The organism is Nonomuraea sp. NPDC049378, assembly GCF_055586745.1.
This window is the reverse complement of record NZ_JBVJHP010000001.1, coordinates 983,929-1,006,010: the sequence shown is the minus strand read 5'-3', so window position 1 is coordinate 1,006,010 and position 22,082 is coordinate 983,929. Positions and strand designations below refer to the sequence as shown.

Genomic DNA, 22,082 nt, shown 5'->3' with positions numbered 1-22,082 from the left:
CCGGGGCGTCTCGCTGCCCGGCGACTGTTCAGCGGGACGGGAAGGCCACGACGGTGGCCGCGGGAGCGGGCAGGAGCGCTTCGGCGCAGTCGCCGCAGGCCAGGACGGGAGCGTCGTCGGGCAGCCGGCCGACCCTCATGCGCGGCCGAGGCCAGCGTTTGTGGCAGACGACGCAGGCGTCACCGTCACGCTGAGCCCAGGTCAGTCCCTCAGGGTCGAACGTCACCATGCTTCGTGCCGCCGTTTTGGTGGAACCCCAGTTCATTACGCTTCCCGCAGCCATCGCCCATCCGTATACCGGAACCGTTATAACCCTGACCGCGGCTGTGATCGTCTAGCGGAGCGTCAAGTCAGAGTGATTTCTCTACCCGGTTGACGGCCGTTACACCAACAAATCGGGCATCCAGGAGCAAGCCGGATGCCCGATTCGGATGGATTTGTTCTAAAGTTCGGCGATCGCCTTCTCAAGGATGCCGAGCCCCTCCTCGAGCAGGTGCTCGGGAATGACCAGCGGCGGCAGGAAGCGCAGCACGTTGCCGTACGTGCCCGCCGTGAGCACCAGCAGGCCCTCGGCGTGGCAGCGCCGGACGATCTCCTGGACGGCGGCCGGGTTCGGCTCCTTGGTGCCGGGCTCGACCAGCTCGATGGCGATCATCGCGCCTCGTCCGCGCACGTCGCCGATCACGTCGAAGCGCTCCTGGAGCGCCCTGAGCCGGGGCAGCATGATGTCGCCGATGCGGCGGGCCCTGGCGACCAGATCCTCCTCCTCGATGGTCTCCAGGACGCCCAGGGCGGCCTCGCAGGCGAGCGGGTTGCCGCCGTACGTGCCGCCGAGACCGCCGGCGTGCACCTTGTCCATGATCTCCGCGCGCCCGGTCACGCCCGCCAGCGGCAGGCCGCCCGCGATGCCCTTGGCGGTGGTGATGATGTCGGGCACGATGCCCTCGTCCTCGCACGCGAACAGCGTGCCGGTGCGCGCGAACCCGGTCTGCACCTCGTCGGCCACGAACAGGATGCCGTTGGCCTTGCAGAACTCCGCGATGCGCGGCAGGAAACCCCTGGCGGGAACGATGAAGCCGCCCTCGCCCGCGATCGGCTCGATCACCACGGCGGCCACGTTGCCCGGGCCGACCTGCTTGGTGATCATGTCGATGGCCTGCTCGGCGGCCTCCTCGGCGCAGTTGTCCGGCCCGGACGGCCAGCGGAACGGGTACGCCAGCGGCACCCGGTAGACCTCGGGCGCGAACGGGCCGAACCCCTCCTTGTACGGCATGTTCTTGGCCGTCAGCGTCATCGTGAGCAGCGTGCGGCCGTGGTAGCCGTGGTCGAACACCACGACGGCCGGTCTGCCGGTGGCGTGCCGGGCGATCTTGACGGCGTTCTCGACGGCCTCGGCGCCGGAGCTCACCAGCACGGTGCGCTTGTCGTGGTCGCCGGGGGTCAGCTCGTTGAGCTTCTCGCACACCCGCACGTACGACTCGTACGGGGTGACCATGAAACAGGTGTGGGTGAAGTCGGCGACCTGCCGCTGGACGCGTTCGACGACCTTGGGCGCGGCGTTGCCCACGCTGGTCACGGCGATGCCGGAGCCGAAGTCGATCAGCGAGTTCCCGTCGGCGTCCTGGAGCACGCCGCCGCCCGCGCGGGTGACGAAGACCGGCAGCGTCGTGCCGATGCCGGGCGGGACCGCGGCCTGCTTGCGGGCCAGCAACTCCTGCGACTTGGGGCCTGGGATCGCGGTCACGACGCGTCGCTCCTGGGGAATGCTCATGCCCCGACGCTACGGCGGCCTCTCACCTGCGCCGATATGTCGATATGTCAAACTGAAGGCGGTCGTATTCGCCAGAATGGACAAAAGCCACATGCCGCCTTCACTGCGGACCGTGGTGCGCCGCATGCACCTCCGGCCCCTCGCCGGCGCCACCCGCCCGCCCTCCGGCCGCGCACCCTCCGGGCGGTCCGGCGCGGGTGCGCTGGACGTGCCGGTGCGGTGGGTGGCGGTCAGCGAGCTTGCGGACCCGACTCCGTACCTGGAGGGTGGGGAACTGCTGCTCACGACGGGGATGCGGATGGCGGGCGACCTATCCGGATATGTCGCCCGACTGGTCGCTCGCGGCGTGGCCGGCCTCGGTTTCGGCGTCGGGGTCTCGCACGAGGAGGTGCCCGCCGCCCTGATCGCCGCCGCGGAGGAGCACGGGCTGCCCCTGCTGGAGGTGCCGCGCGAGACCCCGTTCATCGCCGTCGGCAAGGCCGTCAGCGAGCTGCTGGCCGCCGAGCAGTACGAGGAGATCACCCGCGCCTTCGACGCCCAGGGACGGCTCACGCGGGCCGCGCTGCAACCGGAGGGCATGCACGCGGTCATCGACCGGCTCGCCAGGGAGGTCGGCGGCTGGGCCGCGCTGCTGGACGAGTCGGGCGAGGTACGGCACGCCACGCGCGGTGCCAGGACGGGCGCGGTGAGCGCCGAGCTCGGCCGCCTCCGCGGCACCCGCCACCAGGAGCCGTCCGCCACCCCCCAGCCGCCCGCCGGATTTCCCGCCAGCCTGGCTCTGTCGGGGCCGGGCGAACACATCGTGGTCCAGCCGGTGGGCGGCGGGGTGCGGCCGCGCGGGTTCCTCGCCGTGGGGGCGGAGGGGGCGTACTCGCCCATCACCCACACGGTGATCAACGCGGCGGGCTCCCTGCTCACGCTGGCCATGGAGCAGGGCAGGTCCCAGCTGGAGGCCGAGCGCCGGGTGCACGCCGCGGTGCTGCGGTTGCTGCTGGAGGGCGCCAAGGAACAGGCGCGTGTGGTGGTGGAGCCGCTCGGCCGTCGGTTGCCCGAGGAGCCGCTGGTGGTGCTCGCGACGGGTCCCGAGGCTCTGGACGTGCTGGAGACGCACGCCTTCGCGGTCCTGCACGACGGCACGGACACGGGGGAGGGGGTGCGACGGCCAGGCGGGAGCCGCTCCCAGGCCCGGTCGGCACGCACCCGGGCGAAGGGGCAGATGGCCATCGCGCTGGTCGCGGCCGGTGGTGTGGCCGGAGGTGCGGACAGCGGTGTGGCCGGCGGTGCAGACGGCGGTGTGGACGGCCGGGCGGGAGGTTCGGCGGAGGGTCCGGGCGGTTCGGCGGGGGACGTCGCGATGCGCACGGCGGAGAGGGTGGCCATGGAGGCCGACGTGCCCGTGGGGGTCAGCCTGCCTTGCGGTGATGACCCGGCGGCCCTGCGAAGCGCGCTCGACCAGGCGAGACGGGCTCTCGAGGCGGCCGAGGCAGGCTCAGGGCCCGTCAGCGCCGGTAGGACCGGCGGCGGGGGTGGTTCGGAGGCCGGCGAAGAGGGCCGGGGACCGGGGAGAGGGAGAGGGCGGGTGGTGCGGTTCGCGGAGCTGGCCGGGCAGGGCCTGCTCGGGCTGCTCGACCAGGCGGACGCCCAGGCGTTCTCCGCCGCGCTGCTGGCTCCGCTCGCCGGCTACGGCTCCCGGGCCGGCCTCGTCGAGTCCCTGCGCGCGTACCTGGAGAACAACGGCCACTGGGACGCGGCGGCGCAGCGGCTCGGCGTGCACCGGCACACGCTGCGCTACCGCATGAAACGCGTGGCCGAGCTGCTCGGCCGCGACCTCGACGATCCGGGCGTCCGCGCCGAGCTGTGGTTCGCGCTCGAAGCGGCCCGCCGTTGAGCCGGCGCCGGAGCCCAGCCCGCCGTTGGGTGCCGGCGGCGGGGCCGGGGAGCCGGTCAGGCCTGCTTGTCGACCTGGTAACAGCAGATGGTGGCCATGGTGACCGCCTCGAACGTGCGCCCGTCGCGCAGATGTCCGGCGCGCTCCAGGCTGATCGCCCCCTGGGCCGCCGCCCACAGCGCGTCCGCGATCTTACGGGGCTGGGTCGGGACGAGGTAGCCGGCGGAGATGCAGTCGGCGATCACGCGGTCGAGGATGTTGAGTGCGGCGCGGGCGAGGGTCCTCGCGCGCTCGCTGGGTTCGAAGCCGGGGATCGCCCGCTCGAACATCAGGCTGTAGTAGCCGGGCTCGGACAGGCACGCCTGACGGTAGGCGGGCCCGAGAGCGGTCAGGTGCTCGAACGGGCTGCGTCGCTGCGGCACCGACTCCAGGTAGCGGCGGAAGCGCTCGAACCCCTCCAGATAGAGCGCCTCCGCCAGGCCCTCCCGGTTGCCGAACATCGTGTAGATGACGGTCGTCGTGCACCCTGCCTCCGCGGCGATCCTGCGCATGGTGAGGCTGTCGGGGCCATCGGTCTCGAGCAGGTTGACGGCCACGTCGAGGAGGTGGGAGCGGAGTTCGTCGTGGCTGGCGCGCTCGCCCTTGAGGTAAGCACCCTGGAGCCCCAGCGGCGCCGAGGTCATGAGACCTCCTCAGCGGCCAAGGAGCTATGTGTCCTTGTGACCTCACGGTGTTCGGTCACGGGGCCCACGCCTTTCTGATCGGGGGCCCACCACGCTGTAGACCCGCATCCGATGACTTAGCCAGAGCGACGATTGCTCAAACCACTCCGCATGGTAAACATCCCGAATTGGGTCTAGTTCCGTTACATCATGGGTATACAACAGAGCTTGTACTTAACGGTGGGGTCCCGCGAGAGTCTTGTGCACCGTGGTGTAATCCCCGAACGTCCGCTTCGCATAACGTCTGAACTATGGACGTGCGTACCTTCTGGCTGGCCGGCCGCCCAGCGACCGGGGACTCCGAGCTCACTGTCACCAACCCCCACGACGGCCGCGAGGTCGGCAGGCATTCCGTGCCCACGGACGCGCAGGTCGAGGAGGCCATCGCCGCGGCGCACGCGGTCGCGGACCAGGCCGCCGCGCTGCCCGTGCACGTGCGCGCCGAGGCGCTGGCCCACGTCTCGCGGCGCATCGAGGAGCGGGCCGACGAGATCGCCCGCCTGATCACCGCCGAGAACGGCAAGCCGATCTTCTGGGCGCGCGGCGAGGTCACGAGGGCCGTCGCCACGTTCCGCTTCGCCGCCGAGGAGACCCGCCGCTGGTCCGGCGAGGCGCAGCGGCTCGACACCGAGCCGGCCGCGGCCGGGCGCCTGGCGTACGTGTCGCGGGTCCCGTACGGGCCCGTGCTGGCGATCACCCCGTTCAACTTCCCGCTGAACCTCGTCGCGCACAAGGTCGCCCCGGCCATCGCCGTCGGCGCCCCCGTCATCGTCAAGCCCGCGCCCGCCACGCCGCTGTCGTCGCTGTTGCTGGGCGAGATCCTGGCCGAGACCGACCTGCCAGCGGGCATGCTCTCGGTGCTGCCGGTCCCGAACGAGCGCGCCGCCGGCCTGGTGCAGGACGCGCGGCTGCCCGTGGTGTCGTTCACCGGCTCGGCGCCCGTCGGGTACGCCATCGCCGACCAGGTGCCGCGCAAGCACGTCACGCTGGAACTGGGCGGCAACGCGGCGGCCGTCGTGCTGGCCGACGCCGACCTCGACTGGGCGGCGCGGCGCATCGCCCTCTACTCCAACTACCAGGGCGGTCAGAGCTGCATCGCCGTGCAGCGGGTGATCGTGGAGCAGCCGGTGTACGACGCGTTCGTGGAGCGCCTGGTCCCGGCGGTCAAGGGGCTCGTCACCGGCGACCCCGCGGACGAGAAGACCCAGGTGGGCCCGCTCGTCTCCGAGGCCGCCGCCGAGCGCGTGGAGCAGTGGGTCGACGAGGCCGTAGCGGCCGGCGCCGAGGTGCTCGCGGGCGGCGTCCGCGAAGGGACGTCGTACGCCCCGACGGTATTGACCGGCGTGCCCCACGACGCCAAGGTGGCCCGCGAGGAGGTCTTCGGGCCCGTCATGATCCTCCAGCCCGCCGCCTCCGCCGGCGAGGCCTACGCGATGGTCAACGACTCCGCGTACGGCCTGCAGGCCGGGGTGTTCACGCGGTCGCTGGACGCCGCCTTCCTGGCCAACCGGGAGCTGAAGGTGGGCGGCGTGATCATCGGCGACGTGCCGTCGTACCGGGCCGACCAGATGCCGTACGGCGGGGTCAAGGACTCGGGCATCGGGCGTGAGGGGTTGCGCTCGGCGATGACGGACTACACGTACGAGAAGGTCATGGTGCTGACCGGGCTGCCACTCTGAGGGCCCGGGAAAAGGCGTTGCTCCGCCTGTCCGCACCCTGGTAGACGTGGCCGGTCAACTAATCGGGAGATCTCATGCTGACCGGAGACCGCGTGCGCCTGCGCGCCCTCGAACCCGCTGACAGCGAAGCCCTGTGGCGGTGGTATCACGATCCGGAGGTGGGACGGTGGATGGACGCCTCGCCGCCCATCTCCCTCGCCCAGAACATGGAGAAGGGCGCCAACCGGCCGCGCAACACCTTCGAGCAGATGGTGCTCGGCATCGAGACGCTCGACGGCGGGCGGCTGATCGGTTATGTCGCGCTCGGTGACACCGACTTCGTCCAGGGCGAGGCCACCCTGCAGAGCATCGCCATCGGTGACCGTGATCACCAGGGGGGCGGCTACGCGACGGACGCGCTGCGCCTGATCTGCAGGTACGCCTTCGAGGAGATGGGTCTGCACCGGGTGATGCTCTGGGTGGTGGCCGACAACACGGCGGCGGTGCGGGCGTACACCAGGGTGGGGTTCGTCGAGGAGGGGCGGCGGCGCGAGTCGTTCCGCACCAGGGGGAAGCGGCACGACTTCCTCATGATGGGGCTGCTGGAGTCCGAGCTGAAATGAGCCGGCACGCCGGTCAGGCGCGTCCCGCCATGGCGTAGAGGGCCTTGGCGGCGTCGCCGAGGTAGGGGCCGTACATCGTGCGCTGGTCGTCGCTGTACTTGAAGCTGCTCAGCGAGGTGATCGTGCCCCTGCCGGTGGCGGCGTTGAACGAGGTCATCCAGGGGCCGCCGCTGGAGCCGGCGGTCATGGCGCAGCCGAGGCCCTGGTCGCGGGTCTGCTTGTGCGGGTCGTCCCGCAGCCGTCCCGCGCAGTAGACCAGGTGGCCGCCGTTGTACGGCGGGTCGGCGGGATAGCCGAAGCCGAACGCCTGGCCGCCGCGCGGCGCGTTGAAGGCGATCTCCTGGGTGCCGACCACGTCGGCCACGTGCCTGCCGCGTGACGTGGCCAGGGCGACCATGCCGACGTCGTAGTTGTCGTCGCCGCTGCGCGCCCACGGGCCGGCGACGAACATGCGGCGGGCGGCGTACTGCCCGAACGGCGCCCGCCCGCCGGACCCGTAGCCCGGCACGAACGTCCAGTTCGCCGCCCACTCGCCGGCGCCGTCCTTGACGCAGTGGCCGGCGGTGACCACGAGGTCCTTGTTGCCGCTTTTGACCGTGCTGGCCGAGCAGACGAAGTCCGCGCCGGCCACGGTCAGGAACACGCGGCCCGTCGTCCTGGCGACGAGGCCGCCGGAAGCCCAGCGGGTGCCGACGGTGCTGGCGCTCGGTGCGGCGGCCGCGTGGTGGCGACGCACGACGGTGCCGGCCGTGCGGCCGGGAACCGCCTGACCGGCGGCCTGGCCGGTGAGGGCGGGCAGCGCCCGCCCGCCGGTCGGGCCGCTCAGCAGGCCCTTGTCGCGCGTGACGAGGCCGAGCAGCCCGATCGGCAGGGCCCTGGCCATGCGCTGCGGCGTCCAGTAGTCGAGCACGCGCTGCTGGTCGGCGCGCGTGCGCGCGGCCACGTGCTCGACGATCCCGCTCGGCCGCGCCTCGGAGGCCGGTCCAGCGATGGACCCAGCGAGGGACCCAGTGATGGACCCGGTGACGGGGGCGGTGACGGGGGGTGCGGCCTGCTGCGGTGCCGGGGCCGCGCCGACGAGCGCGGAGCCGATCAGCCCTGCGAGGAGCGGGGCCCCCGCGAGCATGGGGGTGCTCAGGGTCATGCCCCCCGAGTCTGCACCACGAGATGTGTTCTTGTGACTACTTTCGGTGAGTTGCTCAGAGGGCGTTGGTGTTTTGTGCCGCCTGGTAGACGGCCTGAGCCTCATTTCCGAAATATGGGCCGAACATCCAGTTCGGGGCGAAGTTGTATTTGAAGCTGTTGACCGAATTCTGCGTTCCGAGGCCGGTCGACTCGTTGAAGGTCAACATCCACGGACCGCCGCTCGAACCGCCGGTCATGTTGCAGGTCAGGCCGTGGTCCTTCGACATCGAGAAGTCGTCGAAGGTCCGGCCGCTGCAGTGGATGAGCTTCGAACCGTCGTACGGCGCCGCCGCCGGGTAGCCGAAGGCGTGCATCTGCTGCCGTCTGGGCTGGTTGAAGGCCACGCCCTGGCCGCCCACGACGTCCACCAGCGTCTTGCCCTCCAGCGGCGCGACCACCGCGGCGGCGATGTCGAAGTTGATGTCCTCGCGGGCGTTCCACTGGGGTGTGGTCAGCAGCCGGGTGGCGGCCCAGGTGCCGAAGGGGCGCTTGCCGTTGTCGTAGCCGGGCACGAAGACCCAGTTGGTGTGGAAGGCGCCGTTCATCTTCACGCAGTGGCCGGCGGTCAGCACCACGCTCTTGTTCGCGCTGGTCACGGCCGAGCCCGAGCATGAGGCGTTGCGCCCCTGCGTGGTGAAGAAGACCCGGCCCGTGGTCTTCACGACGGCGCCGCCGCGCGTCCAGGGCGTGCCCGACGACCTGGCCGCCTGCAACGCGGCGCCGTTCTTCCGCGCGCCGCTGGGCGGGGCGGTCCACGGGGTGCCTTCGCCGGGCTCCGCCATGGTCTTCTTCGCCCCGGCCTTGGGTCCGGGCGCGTTCAGCGGCTTGGCGGCCTCCATGCGCCGCTCCGTCCAGTACGTCAGGACCTGGCGCCGCTCGGACGCCGAATCCGCCGCCGCCTTCTGCGCGGGCGCGGGCTCCGGCCGCACCCGTACGTGGGCCTGCGCCCCGCTCGCCGGGAGCAGGGCGGCGGTTCCCGCAGCGAGGGCCAGGGCGGAAATCAGAGCAACTTTGCGGTGCATTACGTACCTCCCGAAACCGAACGTGAGCTTCGGAAGGTAGTGGCATCGATATCCCGTTTTCTCAAGATTTGCGCGATCCGATATGGCGATATTCCGGCACGAATCAACTGTGTTATCTCGCGTCACTTAAGTAAGGCACTTTGCGGCTGATCGGGGTCTCGTGCCCGAGTACGCCGCGCAGCGGGGACAATGGACGGGTGCATGAACAGACCCTCCGCTCCGTCGTCGTGCTCGGCTCCACCGGCTCGGTCGGCACCCAGGCACTCGACGTCATCGCCGCCGACCCCGGCGGCTTCACGGTTTCAGGGCTGGCGGCGGGGGGTGGCAAAGTCGACCTGCTGGCCAGGCAGGCGGCCGAGTTCGGCGTCGAGGTCGTGGCGGTGGCCGACGCCTCGGCCGTGCCGGCGCTGAAGGAGGCGCTGGCCGCGCACGGCGCGCGGCCCACGGTGCTCGCAGGCCCCGAAGGCGTCGCCGAGGTGGCGGCGTGGCCGTGCGACACCGTGCTCAACGGCATCACCGGCGCGCTCGGCCTGACCTCCACGCTGGTCGCACTCGAGTCGGGCAGGACGCTCGCGCTGGCCAACAAGGAGTCCCTCATCATCGGCGGGCCCCTGGTCAAGCGGCTGGCCAAGCCGGGGCAGATCCTGCCGGTCGACTCCGAGCACTCGGCGCTGCAGCAGTGCCTGTGGGCCTCGGGCCCGGAGGGCTACGACCCCGCGCAGGTCAAGCAGCTCGTGGTCACCGCCAGCGGCGGGCCGTTCCGCGGGATGAAGCGCGCCGAGATGGCCGACGTCACCCCCGAGATGGCGCTGGCCCACCCGACCTGGTCGATGGGGCCGGTCATCACGATCAACTCCGCCACCCTGGTCAACAAGGGGCTGGAGGTCATCGAGGCGCACCTGCTGTTCGACCTCGGCTTCGACCGCATCGAGGTCGTGGTGCACCCGCAGTCGATCATCCACTCCATGGTCGAATACGTCGACGGCTCCACCATCGCCCAGGCCAGCCCGCCCGACATGCGACTGCCCATCGCGCTGGCGCTCGGCCACCCGCACCGCATCCCCGGCGCGGCCCGGCCCATCGACTGGACCAGAGCGCACACGTGGACGTTCGAGCCTCTCGACGACGAGGCGTTCCCCTCCGTCGCGCTCGCCAGGCACGTCGGCGGCGCGGGCGGCACCGCGCCGGCCGTCTACAACGCCGCCAACGAAGCCTGCCTCGACGCGTTCATGCGCGGCGACCTGCCGTTCCCGGCGATCGTCGACACCGTCGCCCGGGTCGTCGAGGAGCACGACGTCACCCCGGCCGGCTCCGTCGACGAGGTGCTGGCGGCCGACGCCTGGGCCCGGGCCCGTGCGGCCGAACTCACAGCGGGGCAGTCCCGCTGACTACCTAGACTGAAAGCGTCGTCACAGTAAGGGTTGAAATGTCATCTGTAGCTCTCGGCATTCCGGCGGTGCGTCCCAAGCCGCTCGCCGAACGCCGCCACTCCCGCCAGCTCATGGTCGGCAGCGTGCCGGTGGGCGGCGACGCCCCCGTCTCGGTGCAGTCGATGACGACCACGGTGACCGCCGACGTCAACGCCACGCTGCAGCAGATCGCCGAGCTGACGGCCTCCGGCTGCCAGATCGTGCGTGTCGCGGTGCCGTCCCAGGACGACGCCGACGCGCTGCCCGTCATCGCCAGGAAGTCGCAGATCCCCGTCATCGCCGACATCCACTTCCAGCCGAAATACGTGTTCGCGGCCATCGAGGCGGGCTGCGCGGCCGTGCGCGTCAACCCGGGCAACATCAAGAAGTTCGACGACAAGGTCGGTGAGATCGCCCGCGCCGCCTCCGAGCACGGGGTGCCGATCAGGATCGGCGTCAACGCCGGTTCCCTCGACCCGCGGCTGCTGCAGAAATACGGCAAGGCCACGCCCGAGGCGCTGGTGGAGTCGGCCCTGTGGGAGTGCTCGCTGTTCGAGGAGCACGGGTTCAGAGACATCAAGATCTCGGTCAAGCACAACGACCCGGTCGTGATGATCAACGCGTACCGCCTGCTGGCCGCCCAGTGCGACTACCCGCTGCACCTGGGCGTCACGGAGGCGGGGCCGGCCTTCCAGGGCACGATCAAGTCCGCGGTCGCCTTCGGCGCGCTGCTGGCCGAGGGCATCGGCGACACGATCCGGGTGTCCCTGTCCGCGCCGCCGGTCGAAGAGGTCAAGGTGGGCGCCCAGATCCTGGAGTCGCTCGGGCTGCGCGAGCGCGGCCTCGAGATCGTGTCCTGCCCGTCGTGCGGGCGGGCCCAGGTCGACGTCTACACGCTGGCCGACCAGGTGCAGGCCGGGCTGGAGGGCATGAAGGTCCCGCTGCGGGTGGCCGTCATGGGCTGCGTCGTCAACGGGCCGGGGGAGGCCCGCGAGGCCGACCTCGGGGTGGCCTCAGGCAACGGCAAGGGCCAGATCTTCGTCAAGGGTGAGGTCATCAAGACCGTGCCCGAGTCGCAGATCGTCGAGACCCTGATCGAGGAGGCCATGCGGCTGGCCGAGGAGATGGGCGTCGAGATCGATCTCGACGACGACGCCGGCCCTCAGGTCACGGTCGGCTGACCTGCCCTTAGACGCACACGGAGACCCCGGGCCCGCCATCGGCCCGGGGTCTCCGGCGTCCGCGGGCCGCATGCCGCCCTTCACTCTTTGCAACCGATCCATTACATGATGGCAAGCATTTGCCCATACCCAGCGTCATGGCCCGGTCACGTACGGGAGCATCGCAAGGCCTATGACATGGGAGGGGACCGGGTGAAACGGGTAGTCGGGATTGTCGCCGGAACGGCGGTGCTCGTCGCCGGAATCGTCAGCGCGGACGGGGTGGCGGTGGCCAGCGGAGCGAGAGGCGCGCCGGCCGCGCCGATCGCGCCGGCCGCGCCGGACTGGGGGCCGTGTCCCCAGGTGTCGGGGAAGCCGGCGCCGGCCGGCCTGGAGTGCGCCACCGTGCGCGTGCCGCTCGACTACCGCGAGCCGCTCGGACATTCGATCAAGGTGGCGATCAACCGGATCAAGGCCAAGACGTCGCGGGACGCCGACCACCTGGGCACGCTCCTGGTGAACCCGGGCGGTCCTGGCGCGTCCGGCCGCAACCTCACCTCGTACGTCGCCAGGAACCTGCCAGGCGACCTGCGCGACCGCTACGACATCGTGGGCTTCGACCCCCGTGGCGTCGGCGCGAGCGAGCCGGCGATGCACTGCGTCGACCCCGACGCCTACTACAAGGCGCCGCGGCCGGACGCCGTGCCGCGCGGGCGGGCCGAGGAGCGGGTGCTGCTCAGCCGGGCGGCCTCGTACGCGAACGCGTGCGGCAACCGCTGGGCCTGGTTGCTGCCGCACCTCACCACCGAGAACTCCGCCAGGGACATGGACGCCATCCGCGCCGCCCTCGGCGAGCGGAAGATCAGCTACTTCGGCTACTCGTACGGCACCTACCTCGGCGCCGTCTACGCCACGCTCTTCCCGCAGCGGGTCAAGCGGCTGGTCCTGGACAGCGTCGTCGACCCCAACGCGGTGTGGTACGAGGCCAACCTCAGGCAGAACGGCGCCTTCGAACGCCGCCACCGCCTCTTCCTCGGCTGGGTCGCCGAGCACAACTCGGTCTACACGCTCGGCGCCACCACGAAGCAGACGTCGTTCGCCTACTACGCGATGCGTGACAGGCTGCGGGATCGCCCGGCAGGCGGTGTCGTGGGGCCGAGCGAGCTCGACGACACGTTCACCATCACCGGCTACAGCGACAAGCTCTGGCCCGCGTTCGCCGCGGCCTGGTCCGCCTACGTCCGGAAGGGCGAGGTGAAGGGCCTGGTCGACCTCTACGACAAGCACGGCAAGGTCGACGCGGCGGACGAGAACAGCTACGCCGTCTACCTGGGCGTCCAGTGCCGCGACGCCCGCTGGCCGCGCGACTGGGACAGGTGGCGGGCCGACATGACCAGGTCGCACCGCAGCGCGCCGTTCCTGACCTGGCCGAACGCGTGGTACAACGCCCCATGCGCGTTCTGGCACGTGCGCGGGGGTGAGCCGGTCAAGGTGCACGGGTCGCCGAAGTTGCCGCCGATCCTCATCCTGCAGTCCCGTGACGACGCCGCGACACCCTACCGGGGGGCGCTGACGGTGCACCGCCTCTTCCCGCGCTCCCGCCTGGTGGTCGAGCAAGGGGGCAACCACGGCGTGTCCCTGGGGGGCAACCAGTGCGTGGACGGGCACCTGGCCGCGTACCTGAGAGACGGCTCGCTGCCGGCGCGGGACGCCGGGTGCCGCGCGCTGCCCGAGCCGAACGCGTCCGCCCGCATGGCCGCGAACCCGCCGGAGCGGCACGATCTGCTGAGCGCTCTCGGGCTGCTGGGGCTGCTCGGCGGAGGATGACGTCAAGAATCGGTTACCGCGGGCATCGCCAGATGAGCTAATCGGTAACCCTTCGCGTAGTCTGACCGTGTGATGCTGCGAACATCGGCGTCGCGCGTGCTCGATGACAGCGACCGGGACGAAGTCCTCGCCATGCTTGACTCCGACCCGGTCGCCAACGTCTTCGTCTCCTCCCGGGTGCGGGCCGTCGGACTCAATCCGGCGAGGCTGGGCGGGCAGATGTGGGGATTCGGGCCGCGCGGTGGCCTCGTGTCACTCTGTTACGCCGGGGCCAACATGGTGCCGGTCAACGCCGGTCCTGAGGCCGTGCACGCGTTCGCCGACCGCGCCCGCAAGCAGGGGCGCCGGTGTTCGTCCATCGTGGGTCCCGCCGACGCTGTCTCCTTGTTGTGGGAGCGGCTGGAGCCGCACTGGGGCCGGGCCCGCGCGATCCGCTGGGCGCAGCCGGTCATGGCCACCTCGCACAGGGCGCCGGTGCCCGCCGACCCGCTCGTCCGCAGGGTGCGGCCGGAAGAGTTCGACATCCTGCTGCCCGCGTGCGTGGCCATGTTCACCGAAGAGGTCGGGGTGTCGCCGAACATCGGCGACGGCGGCGCTCTCTATCGCACCAGGGTCGCCGAGCTCATCAGGATCGGCCGCTCCTACGCCCGCATCGAGGACGGGCGGGTGGTGTTCAAGGCGGAGATCGGCGCGGTCACGCCGCACGCCTGCCAGATCCAGGGGGTCTGGGTCGCCCCCGAGCTGCGGGGGAGGGGCCACGCCGTGGCGGGCATGGCCGCGACGGTGGAGGCCGCCCTGAGCTGCTTCGCCCCCGTGGTCACGCTCTACGTCAACGACTACAACCGGTCGGCGCGCGCGGTCTATCGCAAGGTCGGCTTCCACGAGGTCGACACCTTCATGTCGGTGCTGTTCTAGCACGGGGGAGCCCGCCCCCGTCAGAGGCGTACGAGCTTGTCGAAGAGCCTGGCCAGCTCGGTGTCAGGGTCGCTCGTGAGCCCCGCGTGCACCGGCCCGGCCTGCACGATCGTGCTGCGCGGGGCCGTCAGCCAGCGGAACCTGCCGCCGAGCGACTCGCCCTCCAGCGGACCGGCCTCCTCGCCGCAGGCCAGCTCGTACGCGCTCAGCGCCCGGCGTACGCCGTCGAGGTCGGCGCCGGGATCGACGGCCCTCAGCCGGACGGCGTCGAGCTCGACCCGCGCGCACAGGTAGGCGCGCGGCTGGCAGTAGAGCAGCACGCCCGCGTTGATCAGCTCGCCCCGCTCGACCCTGGGCACGACGCGGATCACCGCGTATTCGTAGACGTCCCTGGTCACCGGCCGCCTCCCCGCCAGAACTCGGCGACGGACCCTGGCCCCTGCCTGGGCGCCCTCTGCTCGGAGCGCACCAGCCAGTCGTGCGGCTCGCGCGCCCGCAGGAGCAGGTGATCGGCATAGGCCTCGCGGACGGCGCCGGCCGAGCCGAACCCGGGCTCGCCGTCGAGAAATTCGCCGGGCACCAGCGCCGTCACGGCCTCCAGCAGCTCGGGAGTGATCTTCGCGGCCAGCTCGGCGCCCGCCGCCGCGACGTCGCGGGCGAACGGCGCGAGCACGTGGTCGCCGGCGTCGAACGGCCGCCGCGGGTCGGCAGTCTTCCAGTTGTGGTGGAACCAGAGCGCCGCGCCGTGGTCGATCAGCCAGGTGTCGCCGTGCCAGACCAGCAGGTTGGGGTTGCGCCAGCTCCGGTCGATGTTGTGGGTGAGGCCGTCGAACCACACCACCCTCGACGCGAACACCGGATCGGCCGACCAGGCCAGCGGGTCGAACCCGAGCGCGCCCGGCAGGAAGTCGACCGCCAGGTTGAGGCCGGTGCTGGCCTTGAGGAGGTCCTGCACCTCCTCGTCCGGCTCTCTGACGCCGAGCTGGGGGTCGAGGTCGATGAGCTTGAGCTCGGGTGTCCGCAGGCCCAGCCGGCGGCCCAGCTCGGCCGCGATGATCTCGGCGACGAGCACCCGCCGGCCCTGGCCCGCCTCGCGGAACTTCACGACGTAGGTGCCCAGGTCGTCGGCCTCGACGACGCCCGGCAGCGACCCGCCCTCGCGCAGCGGGGTCACGTAGCGCGTGGCCGCGATCCTTTCCAGCACGAGACGAGGCTATCGCCCTCTCCAGCCGCTTCGGGCCGGGCGGGTCAGAGCTTGGCGATGACCTCCTCGGCGAAGCGCTCCATGGTGGCGATCTTGAGCTCCAGGGTGTCCTCGCCGTACCGGGCCTTCTCTTCCGGAGTGGCCAGCCACCAGGGCGCGGCCAGCGTTCCCGTCACGCCCTTGGCGGCGAAGCGCCGGTACGTGCCCGCGTCCGGCAGCACCGCGAGCGGCGCGATGACGTCGAACGGCTGCCCGCTCCTGCCGTTGGCGTCGAGCTGCCGGCGGAGCGTGTCGAGCACGGGGTCGAGCTGCTCCTCGGTGTAGATGCGGTTGCCGATCCAGCCGTCGCCCAGCCGCGCCGCCCGGCGCAGGGCGGCCTCGCTGTCACCGCCCACGTGGACGGGGATGCGCCCGGCGGGGACCGGGCAGATCGACAGGGCGGGCAGGCCGTCCAGGGTGACGGTCTCGCCCGCCCACAACGAGCGCAGCACGGGCAGCATCTCGTCCAGCCGCCGCCCCCGCGTGTGGAAGTCCTGGCCGGTCGCGACGAACTCCTCCTTGCACCAGCCCACCCCCACCCCGAACGTCACCCGCTCCCGCGACAACACCGCCGCCGTGGACACCTGCTTGGCCACGGTGAACAGGTCGCGGACCGGGGCGATGTAGACGTTGGGGGCGAACCGCAGCGACGTGGTCACCGCCGCCATGGCACCGATCGTCACCCACACGTCCGGCCAGTGCGTCCGCGCGTTCCAGCGCGGCCGCCCCGACTTCGAGTACGGGTACGGCGTCTCGAAGTCGGCGTAGAAGAGATGGTCGGAGAGCGTCAGCGTGTCGAAGCCGCACCGTTCGGCGGCCCGCGCGAGCTCCACGAACTGGTCCGTGTCGGAGAACGAGGCCCCCAGCCACATCTTCATCGGAACTCCGGGGCGACCTTGGTGGCGAACATCTCCAGGTTGCGCTTGACCGTGTCGAGCGGCAGCACGCCCTGCTGGCCCTGCATGTAGAGGCCGAACCACTCCAGGTCGGGCATCCGGTCGAGCATGCGCTGGATGCCGCGCTTGACGTCGTCGGGGGTGCCGAAGAGCGCCATCTCCACGTCGTTCATGCGCCTGGCGTCGCCCTTCTCGGGGGAGATGGGCCGGTGTTTCTCGTCCTCCTTCTTCCGCAGCACCTCGAGGTAGCCGAACGGGCCGAAGAAGGCGGCGAAGTCCTTGGGGATGCTGCGGCCGAAGGTGTTGATGGCCTCCTCGGTGGTGTCGGCGATGCCGACGATCTTGAGGATGCCGGTGTGCTCGCCCAGCTTGTAGTGGCGGCCCTGCTTGGCGGACTCCTCCTGGTAGAGCCTGGCCTTCTGGGCGTGGTCGTCGGGGTTGGGGGTGAACATCCACGGCATGATGTCCTCCTGGGCGGCCCTGATGACCGACCGGTCGGAGATCGTGAACGGCTGCCACAGCTCGGGGTGCGGGTTCTGGTACGGCCTGGGGCAGACGGAGACGGCCCGCACCGTGCCGTCGTCGGCGAGCTCTCCGGGCGCGCCGAACGTCCTGGTCCACTCCTGCGCCGGCCAGCCCTCGATGCCCTCGTACGGGAACGGCACCTGGTAGTCCAGCACGTCGGACTTGTAGCGCAGCGTTTCCCGCGTCCACGCCAGCTTCATGATCTTCAGCACCTCGCCGAAGACATCGAAGTTGCGGGTGTCGGAGGCCGAGCCGTCCGAGCGGGCGGCGGCGGCGTGCCAGCGCTGGCCCAGCACGTTCATCCAGCGGTTCTGGTAGCCGCGGGCGACGCCGAGGCGCAGCCGTCCCTTGCAGAACTGGTCGAGCAGCGCCACGTCCTCGGCGGCTCTGATCGGGTCCCAGGCGGGCAGGACCAGGCCGAGCGGCGCCAGCAGGATGCGCTCGGTCCTGGCGGCCAGGTCGGTGAGGAACATGAGCGGGTTGACCGAGAACTCCATGCCCTCCGAGTGGAAATGGTGCTCGGTCATCATCAGCGCGTCGAACCCGACCTGGTCGGCGTGGACGGCTATCTCCCGCACCTCGTGCAGCAACCTCTGGTACGACTCCGTGTCACGCCCGATGGGCCGCCTGGCCTTGGCGTTGTCCTCGGCCGCGTAACCAGAGCCGGGAATCTGCGGATTCAGGAAGATAGAGAACTTCACCGTTGGGCCTCTCTCCGCGGATGGTCTTCTGCAAGGTACTCTGGAAATCTTAACCGAGCAATCGCTTGGTCACGACGGGAGGTCCCCATGAGGCTCGGGGTCACGATGTTCGCGACGGACCTGGCCATGCCGGTCCCCGACCTGGCCAGAGCGGCGGAGGAACGCGGCTTCTCCTCGCTCCACCTGCCCGAGCACACCCACATCCCCGTCTCGCGCCGCACCCCTCCCGCGGGCGGGCAGCGGGAACTGCCCGAGGAGTACAAGCGCACCCTCGACCCCCTCGTCGCCCTCTCCTTCGCCGCCGCCGCGACCGAGCGGCTGCGCCTGGGCACCGGCATCCTGCTCGCCGCCCAGCGCGACCCCATCGTGACCGCCAAGGCCGTCGCCACCCTCGACCACCTCTCCGGCGGGCGCGTGGTGGTCGGCGTCGGGTTCGGCTGGAACGTCGAGGAGATCGAGAACCACGGAGTCCCGTACGGCCGCCGCCGCGAGGTCGCCAGGCGCAACGTGCTGGCGATGCGGGCCCTGTGGCGCGACGAGGTGGCCGCGTTCGACGGGTTCGAGCCGTCCTGGTCCTGGCCCAAGCCGGTGCGGATCCCGCCCGTGTACGTGGGCGGCGCCGCCGGGCCGAAGGTGTTCGCGCACGTCGCCGAGTACGCCGACGGCTGGATGCCGATCGGCGGCCACGGGATCAAGGCGGCGCTGCCCGCGCTGCGCGAAGCGTGCGAAAAGGCCGGGCGGCCGATGACCGAAGTGATACCGTTCGGGACACGGCCGACGAAGGAGAAGCTCGACTACTTCGCCGGTCTCGGCATCGAGGAAGCCGTGGCCGCGCTGCCGAGCGGGTCCGCGGACGAGGTGCTGCGCTTTCTTGATCAGTACGCGGCCCTTCACTGATGACGGGCATAATGGCGGTATATGTCCGAGCTTCGTGCCGATGATCCGCGGCGACTTGGGCCGTACCGGCTGGCACGCAGGCTCGGCCAGGGCGGCCAGGGCGTCGTGTACCTCGGCGAATCCCCGCAAGGCGCCAAAGTCGCGATCAAGCTCCTGCGTGCCAGCCTGTCGAGCGCCCCCGACGTGCGGCGCAGGTTCCTCGGCGAGGTCGAGGCCGTGCGCCGGGTGGCGGCCTTCTGCACGGCCCAGCTGATCGAGGCCGACCTCCAAGGCGACCGGCCCTACCTGGTCAGCGAGTACGTCGAAGGCCCCTCGCTGCGCGAGCACATCGTCGCGGAGGGGCCCCGCCAGGGCGGCTCGCTCGACCGCCTGGCCATCGGCACCGCCACCGCCCTCGGCGCCATCCACCGCGCCGGAGTCGTGCACCGCGACTTCAAGCCGGGCAACGTGCTGCTCGGGCTCGACGGGCCGCGCGTGATCGACTTCGGCGTGTCCAGGCTCGTGAACACCGAGGCGACCACCGGCCACATCCCGGTGGGCACCCCGGCCTACATGGCGCCCGAGCGCATCCACGGAGAGCCCGCGGGGCCGCCCGCCGACCTGTGGGCGTGGGGGCTGACCGTCGCGTACACCGCCAGCGGCCGGCACGCGTTCACGGCGGAGACGCACCGGGAGGTGCTGGCCAGGATCCTGTACGGCAAGCCGGACCTCGGACCGCTGCGCGGGCCGCTGCGCGAGATCGTGCAGGCGTGCCTGGCCCCCGAGCCCGGGGACCGGCCGAGCGCCGAGGAGGTGCTGCTGCGGCTCCTGGGGCAGCAGGCGGTCGGCGAGCAGGACGTGCTGACGTCCGGCGCCATGGCCGCCGTCGCCGTCGCCGAGCGGGACGAGATCGTGATCACCGACCCTGACCCGACGACGAGCTTTCCCGTCGTACGCGTCCGCGAGACGGCCCCCACCTCCGGGGCGGCCGGGCCGGGAAGGACCGGAAGCACGTCCGGAGGCGCGGGCCGGGAGAGCGGCGGAAGCACGGCCGGCGAGGGCGCGGACGGTGACGGGCCGCTCCCAGGGACGCGGCCCGCGCGGAGTCGGGTGCGGCTCTGGCAGGCCGTCGTGGCGGTGACCGGGCTCGCCATGGGGGTGGCCGGGTTCGTGTTCTGGCTGCGCGGCGCCCAGGGTCCCGGCCTCGAAGGCACGTGGACCGGCTCGGCCGAGCACTTCACCGCCGAGCGCGTCTTCCCCATCGAACTGCACATGCACTCCGGCGGCGGTGCCATGCGATGGGGAGCGGATCTGCACTGTTCCGGACGGATCGGGCAGACCGGCACCCAGCTGGTGTTCACCCTCGATCAGGTTCAGGGCGAGGAGTGTTATTCGGGGACACTGCGGATGCTCCCGACCGCCGACACTAACCAGATGGCCATCAAGGTCACCCGCCACGGTGAGGACGAGGTTACGTATTCGGGCAAGGTCGCCCGCACCTCCTGACCTGCTGTATCACGGTCAGGCAGCGATTGGCCTGCGCACGGTTGACTGCGGGCGGCCCGTTGCCTTCAGTAGGAAGCAGGCGGCGAGGGGAGGGTGCCCGTGCCAACGGCACAGCCGCTCAGGACGGGGGACCCGCAGCGGCTCGGGGAGTACACGCTCTCCGGGCGCCTGGGCGAGGGTGGTCAGGGTGCGGTGTTCCTCGGCACGAGGGGCGGGGAAAGATACGCGGTCAAGCTGCTGCATGGGCCGGTCGGCGACGAGCGGGGGGCGTTCCTGCGGGAAGTCGAGCTGGCCAAGCACGTGGCGCGGTTCTGCACGGCGCAGGTGGTCGACGCCGGGTTCGACGAGGGCCGGCCGTACATCGTGAGCGAATATGTCGAGGGGCCCTCGCTGCAGCGGGAGGTCGCGCTCACGGGGCCGCGGCGGGGCGGCGCACTGGAGCGGCTCGCGGTCGGCACCGCGACCGCGCTCGCGGCGATCCACCGGGCCGGGATCGTGCACCGCGACTTCAAGCCCCAGAACGTGCTGCTCGGCCCCGACGGGCCGCGCGTGATCGACTTCGGCCTGGCCAAGGCGCTGGACGCGGCGGCCACGGTGAGCGGCAGGGGCGTGGGGACACCCGCGTACATGGCGCCCGAGCAGATCACCGCGTCGGCGGTCACCGGGGCGGCGGACGTGTTCTCGTGGGGCGCGACGATGTGCTTCGCGGCCAACGCGAGCGCGCCGTTCGGGCAGGACTCCGTCGCGCCGGTGCTGCACCGCATCCTGACCGCGGCGCCCGAACTCGGGCTGCTGGACGGCCACTTGCGCACGCTGGTGGAGTCGTGCCTGGACAAGGACGCCCGCAACCGGCCGAGCAGCAGGGACCTGCTGCTCGCGCTGCTGGGTGACGCGGGCGACGTGCCGGACGGCGTGCTGAGCTCGCCACCCGGCCCCATCCTGCGGGCCGTGCCGCCGCTGATCTCCGAGCCGCGACCCCCGATGGCCGAGCCTGAGGAGACGGGGGCGTCCGGCGGTTACGTGCTGCCCGAGTCGCGGGAGCCCGCGGGATCCGGGTCCGCTCGTGGAGAGCCCGGCAGGGAGCAGGGCGCGTCCGGAGCTCCCGCCTCGGTGGATCTCCTCGCAGGGGCGGGTGGCGGGTCCGGGGCCACCGGGTGGGGGCGGGTGGGGCGCCCGCCCGAGACGTCGGGGCCCGGTCCTGGCACGCAGCTGACCCAGCCCCCGAGACGGGGCTGGCCGAGGGCCGCCGTCGCCGTCTGCGCGGCGCTCACGGTGACCGCAGCCGTGCTGCTCACGGTGCTCATCCCCACGTTCGACGACCAGCGGGGTGCGCAGGCGGGACCGCGGCTGCCGGACACGTACCCGCCCGTGATCACGCAGTCGCCGATCGGCGAGTCCACCCCGATCAGGACCAGGAAGGAGACGCAGGAGCAGCGCGAGCCCACCGCGAAGCCACCCCCGGTGACCCGCCCGGTCACCGTGCCGGTGCCTTCCCTGGTCGGGATGAGCAAGGGCGCGGCGACCAAGGCACTCAAGAAGGCCGGGCTGGCACTGGGCACGGTCACCGAGGCCGACTCGCCGGAGAAGATCGGCCAGGTGCTCGGCAGCGAGCCCGCCTCCGGCGCGGAGGCGGCCAAGGGCAGCAAGGTCGCGCTCCAGGTGTCGAAGGGGGTGGCGGTGCCCGCGGTCACGGGCGAGCCGCGCCGGGCCGCCGAGAACGCCCTGACCGGCGCGGGCCTCGAGGTCGGCACGATCAGCCACACCTGCTCCGCCCAGCCCGGCGGCCGGGTGCTCGGCAGCGACCCCGAAGCGGGCAGCCGCGTCTCCGGTGGCACCTCGGTGAACCTCACCCTGTCCCGCCACGGCACGGCTGCGCCGCCCGTCGTCGGCCGGACCAGGGCGGACGGACGGGCGGCCCTGGAGGCCGCCGGCTTCAGGGTGCGCCAGCGCGGGCAGGTGGTGGAGGACGAGTCGCGGGCGGGCACGATCCTGCGCCAGAGCGTCCAGGCGGGCACCTGCGCCAAGCCGGGAGCCACGGTCGTGATCATCGTCGGCGTGGCCGGCCAGTCAGGCCCTCCCGACCCCGGCGACGAGCAGCCTTCGCCGACCCCGAGCGGCCAGGTCCCCGGCGAGTGACCGCCCGGGCGCGTCGCAC

General features: G+C 71.6%; 19 protein-coding genes. 10 read left to right on the top strand and 9 right to left on the bottom strand.

Translation table 11 applies throughout. The annotated features are described in order from the left end of the window. Positions 1-28 precede the first annotated feature (28 nt). Positions 29-265 (bottom strand): hypothetical protein, encoded by a 237-nt coding sequence (locus ACZ6SA_RS04590; protein WP_347641415.1) that lies wholly within the window; start codon positions 263-265, stop codon positions 29-31. A gap of 177 nt (positions 266-442) precedes the next feature. Continuing rightward, complete coding sequence (gene gabT / locus ACZ6SA_RS04585) at positions 443-1,771, bottom strand: 4-aminobutyrate--2-oxoglutarate transaminase (protein WP_347768936.1); 1,329 nt, start codon at positions 1,769-1,771, stop codon at positions 443-445. 124 nt (positions 1,772-1,895) lie between these two features. On the opposite strand from gabT, the gene ACZ6SA_RS04580 reads away from it, so the two are divergent. Beyond that, the gene (locus tag ACZ6SA_RS04580; RefSeq protein WP_465826618.1) at positions 1,896-3,659 is read left to right on the top strand and encodes a PucR family transcriptional regulator; all 1,764 of its coding nucleotides are present in this window, start codon (positions 1,896-1,898) and stop codon (positions 3,657-3,659) included. A 56-nt stretch (positions 3,660-3,715) separates the two neighbouring features. On the opposite strand, the gene ACZ6SA_RS04575 is transcribed toward ACZ6SA_RS04580, so the two are convergent. Beyond that, positions 3,716-4,342, bottom strand: coding sequence for a TetR/AcrR family transcriptional regulator (locus tag ACZ6SA_RS04575; RefSeq protein ID WP_443150094.1), 627 nt, complete (start codon positions 4,340-4,342; stop codon positions 3,716-3,718). Positions 4,343-4,632: 290 nt separating this feature from the next. Here ACZ6SA_RS04575 and ACZ6SA_RS04570 point away from each other — a divergent pair, with 290 nt between their 5' ends. After that, positions 4,633-6,060 carry an aldehyde dehydrogenase family protein gene (locus ACZ6SA_RS04570; protein WP_465826616.1) on the top strand — a complete coding sequence of 476 codons (1,428 nt, stop codon included), beginning with the start codon at positions 4,633-4,635 and terminating at the stop codon, positions 6,058-6,060. Positions 6,061-6,134: 74 nt separating this feature from the next. Further along, positions 6,135-6,662 carry a GNAT family N-acetyltransferase gene (locus tag ACZ6SA_RS04565; RefSeq protein WP_347641420.1) on the top strand — a complete coding sequence of 176 codons (528 nt, stop codon included), beginning with the start codon at positions 6,135-6,137 and terminating at the stop codon, positions 6,660-6,662. Positions 6,663-6,675: 13 nt separating this feature from the next. Here the strand turns inward: ACZ6SA_RS04565 and ACZ6SA_RS04560 are convergent, their stop codons facing one another. Both ACZ6SA_RS04560 and ACZ6SA_RS04555 read right to left on the bottom strand, forming a co-directional pair. Then, on the bottom strand, positions 6,676-7,806 hold the full coding sequence (locus tag ACZ6SA_RS04560; protein WP_465826614.1) for a trypsin-like serine peptidase: 1,131 nt from the start codon (positions 7,804-7,806) through the stop codon (positions 6,676-6,678). A 55-nt stretch (positions 7,807-7,861) separates the two neighbouring features. Then, entirely contained in the window at positions 7,862-8,869 is a 1,008-nt protein-coding gene (locus tag ACZ6SA_RS04555) for a trypsin-like serine peptidase (RefSeq protein ID WP_465826613.1), read from the bottom strand. 197 nt (positions 8,870-9,066) lie between these two features. Between ACZ6SA_RS04555 and dxr the strand changes: the two genes are divergently transcribed. From dxr to ACZ6SA_RS04535, 4 genes are all read left to right on the top strand, one after another. Next, complete coding sequence (dxr, locus tag ACZ6SA_RS04550; protein ID WP_347641423.1) at positions 9,067-10,257, top strand: 1-deoxy-D-xylulose-5-phosphate reductoisomerase; 1,191 nt, start codon at positions 9,067-9,069, stop codon at positions 10,255-10,257. A gap of 38 nt (positions 10,258-10,295) precedes the next feature. After that, positions 10,296-11,459 (top strand): flavodoxin-dependent (E)-4-hydroxy-3-methylbut-2-enyl-diphosphate synthase, encoded by a 1,164-nt coding sequence (gene ispG / locus ACZ6SA_RS04545; RefSeq protein ID WP_465826611.1) that lies wholly within the window; start codon positions 10,296-10,298, stop codon positions 11,457-11,459. 192 nt (positions 11,460-11,651) lie between these two features. Further along, positions 11,652-13,265 (top strand): alpha/beta hydrolase, encoded by a 1,614-nt coding sequence (locus tag ACZ6SA_RS04540; RefSeq protein ID WP_465826610.1) that lies wholly within the window; start codon positions 11,652-11,654, stop codon positions 13,263-13,265. Positions 13,266-13,337: 72 nt separating this feature from the next. Then, positions 13,338-14,180 carry a GNAT family N-acetyltransferase gene (locus ACZ6SA_RS04535; protein WP_347643096.1) on the top strand — a complete coding sequence of 281 codons (843 nt, stop codon included), beginning with the start codon at positions 13,338-13,340 and terminating at the stop codon, positions 14,178-14,180. Between the two features lie 20 nt (positions 14,181-14,200). Here the strand turns inward: ACZ6SA_RS04535 and ACZ6SA_RS04530 are convergent, their stop codons facing one another. The 4 genes from ACZ6SA_RS04530 to ACZ6SA_RS04515 are packed head-to-tail and all read right to left on the bottom strand — an operon-like array spanning position 14,201 to position 17,545. Further along, positions 14,201-14,578, bottom strand: coding sequence for a DUF3037 domain-containing protein (locus ACZ6SA_RS04530; protein WP_347641426.1), 378 nt, complete (start codon positions 14,576-14,578; stop codon positions 14,201-14,203). Then, on the bottom strand, positions 14,575-15,384 hold the full coding sequence (locus tag ACZ6SA_RS04525) for a HipA family kinase (protein WP_465826609.1): 810 nt from the start codon (positions 15,382-15,384) through the stop codon (positions 14,575-14,577). Before ACZ6SA_RS04525 ends, ACZ6SA_RS04530 begins: the two co-directional genes overlap by 4 nt. A 44-nt stretch (positions 15,385-15,428) precedes the next feature. Then, on the bottom strand, positions 15,429-16,301 hold the full coding sequence (locus ACZ6SA_RS04520; protein WP_347641428.1) for a TIGR03619 family F420-dependent LLM class oxidoreductase: 873 nt from the start codon (positions 16,299-16,301) through the stop codon (positions 15,429-15,431). Continuing rightward, positions 16,298-17,545: an LLM class flavin-dependent oxidoreductase gene (locus ACZ6SA_RS04515; RefSeq protein ID WP_347641429.1), complete on the bottom strand. Its 1,248-nt coding sequence runs from the start codon at positions 17,543-17,545 to the stop codon at positions 16,298-16,300. The genes ACZ6SA_RS04520 and ACZ6SA_RS04515 overlap by 4 nt, the downstream gene beginning before the upstream one ends. 87 nt (positions 17,546-17,632) lie before the next feature. On the opposite strand from ACZ6SA_RS04515, the gene ACZ6SA_RS04510 reads away from it, so the two are divergent. From ACZ6SA_RS04510 to ACZ6SA_RS04500, 3 genes are all read left to right on the top strand, one after another. Further along, on the top strand, positions 17,633-18,442 hold the full coding sequence (locus ACZ6SA_RS04510) for a TIGR03619 family F420-dependent LLM class oxidoreductase (RefSeq protein ID WP_465826607.1): 810 nt from the start codon (positions 17,633-17,635) through the stop codon (positions 18,440-18,442). A gap of 21 nt (positions 18,443-18,463) precedes the next feature. Continuing rightward, positions 18,464-19,927: a serine/threonine-protein kinase gene (locus ACZ6SA_RS04505; protein ID WP_347641431.1), complete on the top strand. Its 1,464-nt coding sequence runs from the start codon at positions 18,464-18,466 to the stop codon at positions 19,925-19,927. Between the two features lie 99 nt (positions 19,928-20,026). After that, positions 20,027-22,063 carry a PASTA domain-containing protein gene (locus ACZ6SA_RS04500; RefSeq protein ID WP_465826606.1) on the top strand — a complete coding sequence of 679 codons (2,037 nt, stop codon included), beginning with the start codon at positions 20,027-20,029 and terminating at the stop codon, positions 22,061-22,063. The last annotated feature ends 19 nt before the right edge of the window (positions 22,064-22,082 follow it).

Bases quoted from the DNA above. Each gene is read 5' to 3' on its own strand.
- ACZ6SA_RS04510 (WP_465826607.1), top strand. From the start codon at position 17,633: ATGAGGCTCGGGGTCACGATGTTCGCGACGGACCTGGCCATGCCGGTC.
- ACZ6SA_RS04570 (WP_465826616.1), top strand. From the start codon at position 4,633: ATGGACGTGCGTACCTTCTGGCTGGCCGGCCGCCCAGCGACCGGGGAC.
- ACZ6SA_RS04520 (WP_347641428.1), bottom strand. From the start codon at position 16,301: ATGAAGATGTGGCTGGGGGCCTCGTTCTCCGACACGGACCAGTTCGTG.
- ACZ6SA_RS04590 (WP_347641415.1), bottom strand. From the start codon at position 265: ATGAACTGGGGTTCCACCAAAACGGCGGCACGAAGCATGGTGACGTTC.
- ACZ6SA_RS04575 (WP_443150094.1), bottom strand. From the start codon at position 4,342: ATGACCTCGGCGCCGCTGGGGCTCCAGGGTGCTTACCTCAAGGGCGAG.
- ispG (WP_465826611.1), top strand. From the start codon at position 10,296: ATGTCATCTGTAGCTCTCGGCATTCCGGCGGTGCGTCCCAAGCCGCTC.
- ACZ6SA_RS04555 (WP_465826613.1), bottom strand. From the start codon at position 8,869: ATGCACCGCAAAGTTGCTCTGATTTCCGCCCTGGCCCTCGCTGCGGGA.
- ACZ6SA_RS04580 (WP_465826618.1), top strand. From the start codon at position 1,896: ATGCACCTCCGGCCCCTCGCCGGCGCCACCCGCCCGCCCTCCGGCCGC.
- ACZ6SA_RS04535 (WP_347643096.1), top strand. From the start codon at position 13,338: ATGCTGCGAACATCGGCGTCGCGCGTGCTCGATGACAGCGACCGGGAC.
- ACZ6SA_RS04560 (WP_465826614.1), bottom strand. From the start codon at position 7,806: ATGACCCTGAGCACCCCCATGCTCGCGGGGGCCCCGCTCCTCGCAGGG.
- ACZ6SA_RS04505 (WP_347641431.1), top strand. From the start codon at position 18,464: ATGTCCGAGCTTCGTGCCGATGATCCGCGGCGACTTGGGCCGTACCGG.
- gabT (WP_347768936.1), bottom strand. From the start codon at position 1,771: ATGAGCATTCCCCAGGAGCGACGCGTCGTGACCGCGATCCCAGGCCCC.
- ACZ6SA_RS04565 (WP_347641420.1), top strand. From the start codon at position 6,135: ATGCTGACCGGAGACCGCGTGCGCCTGCGCGCCCTCGAACCCGCTGAC.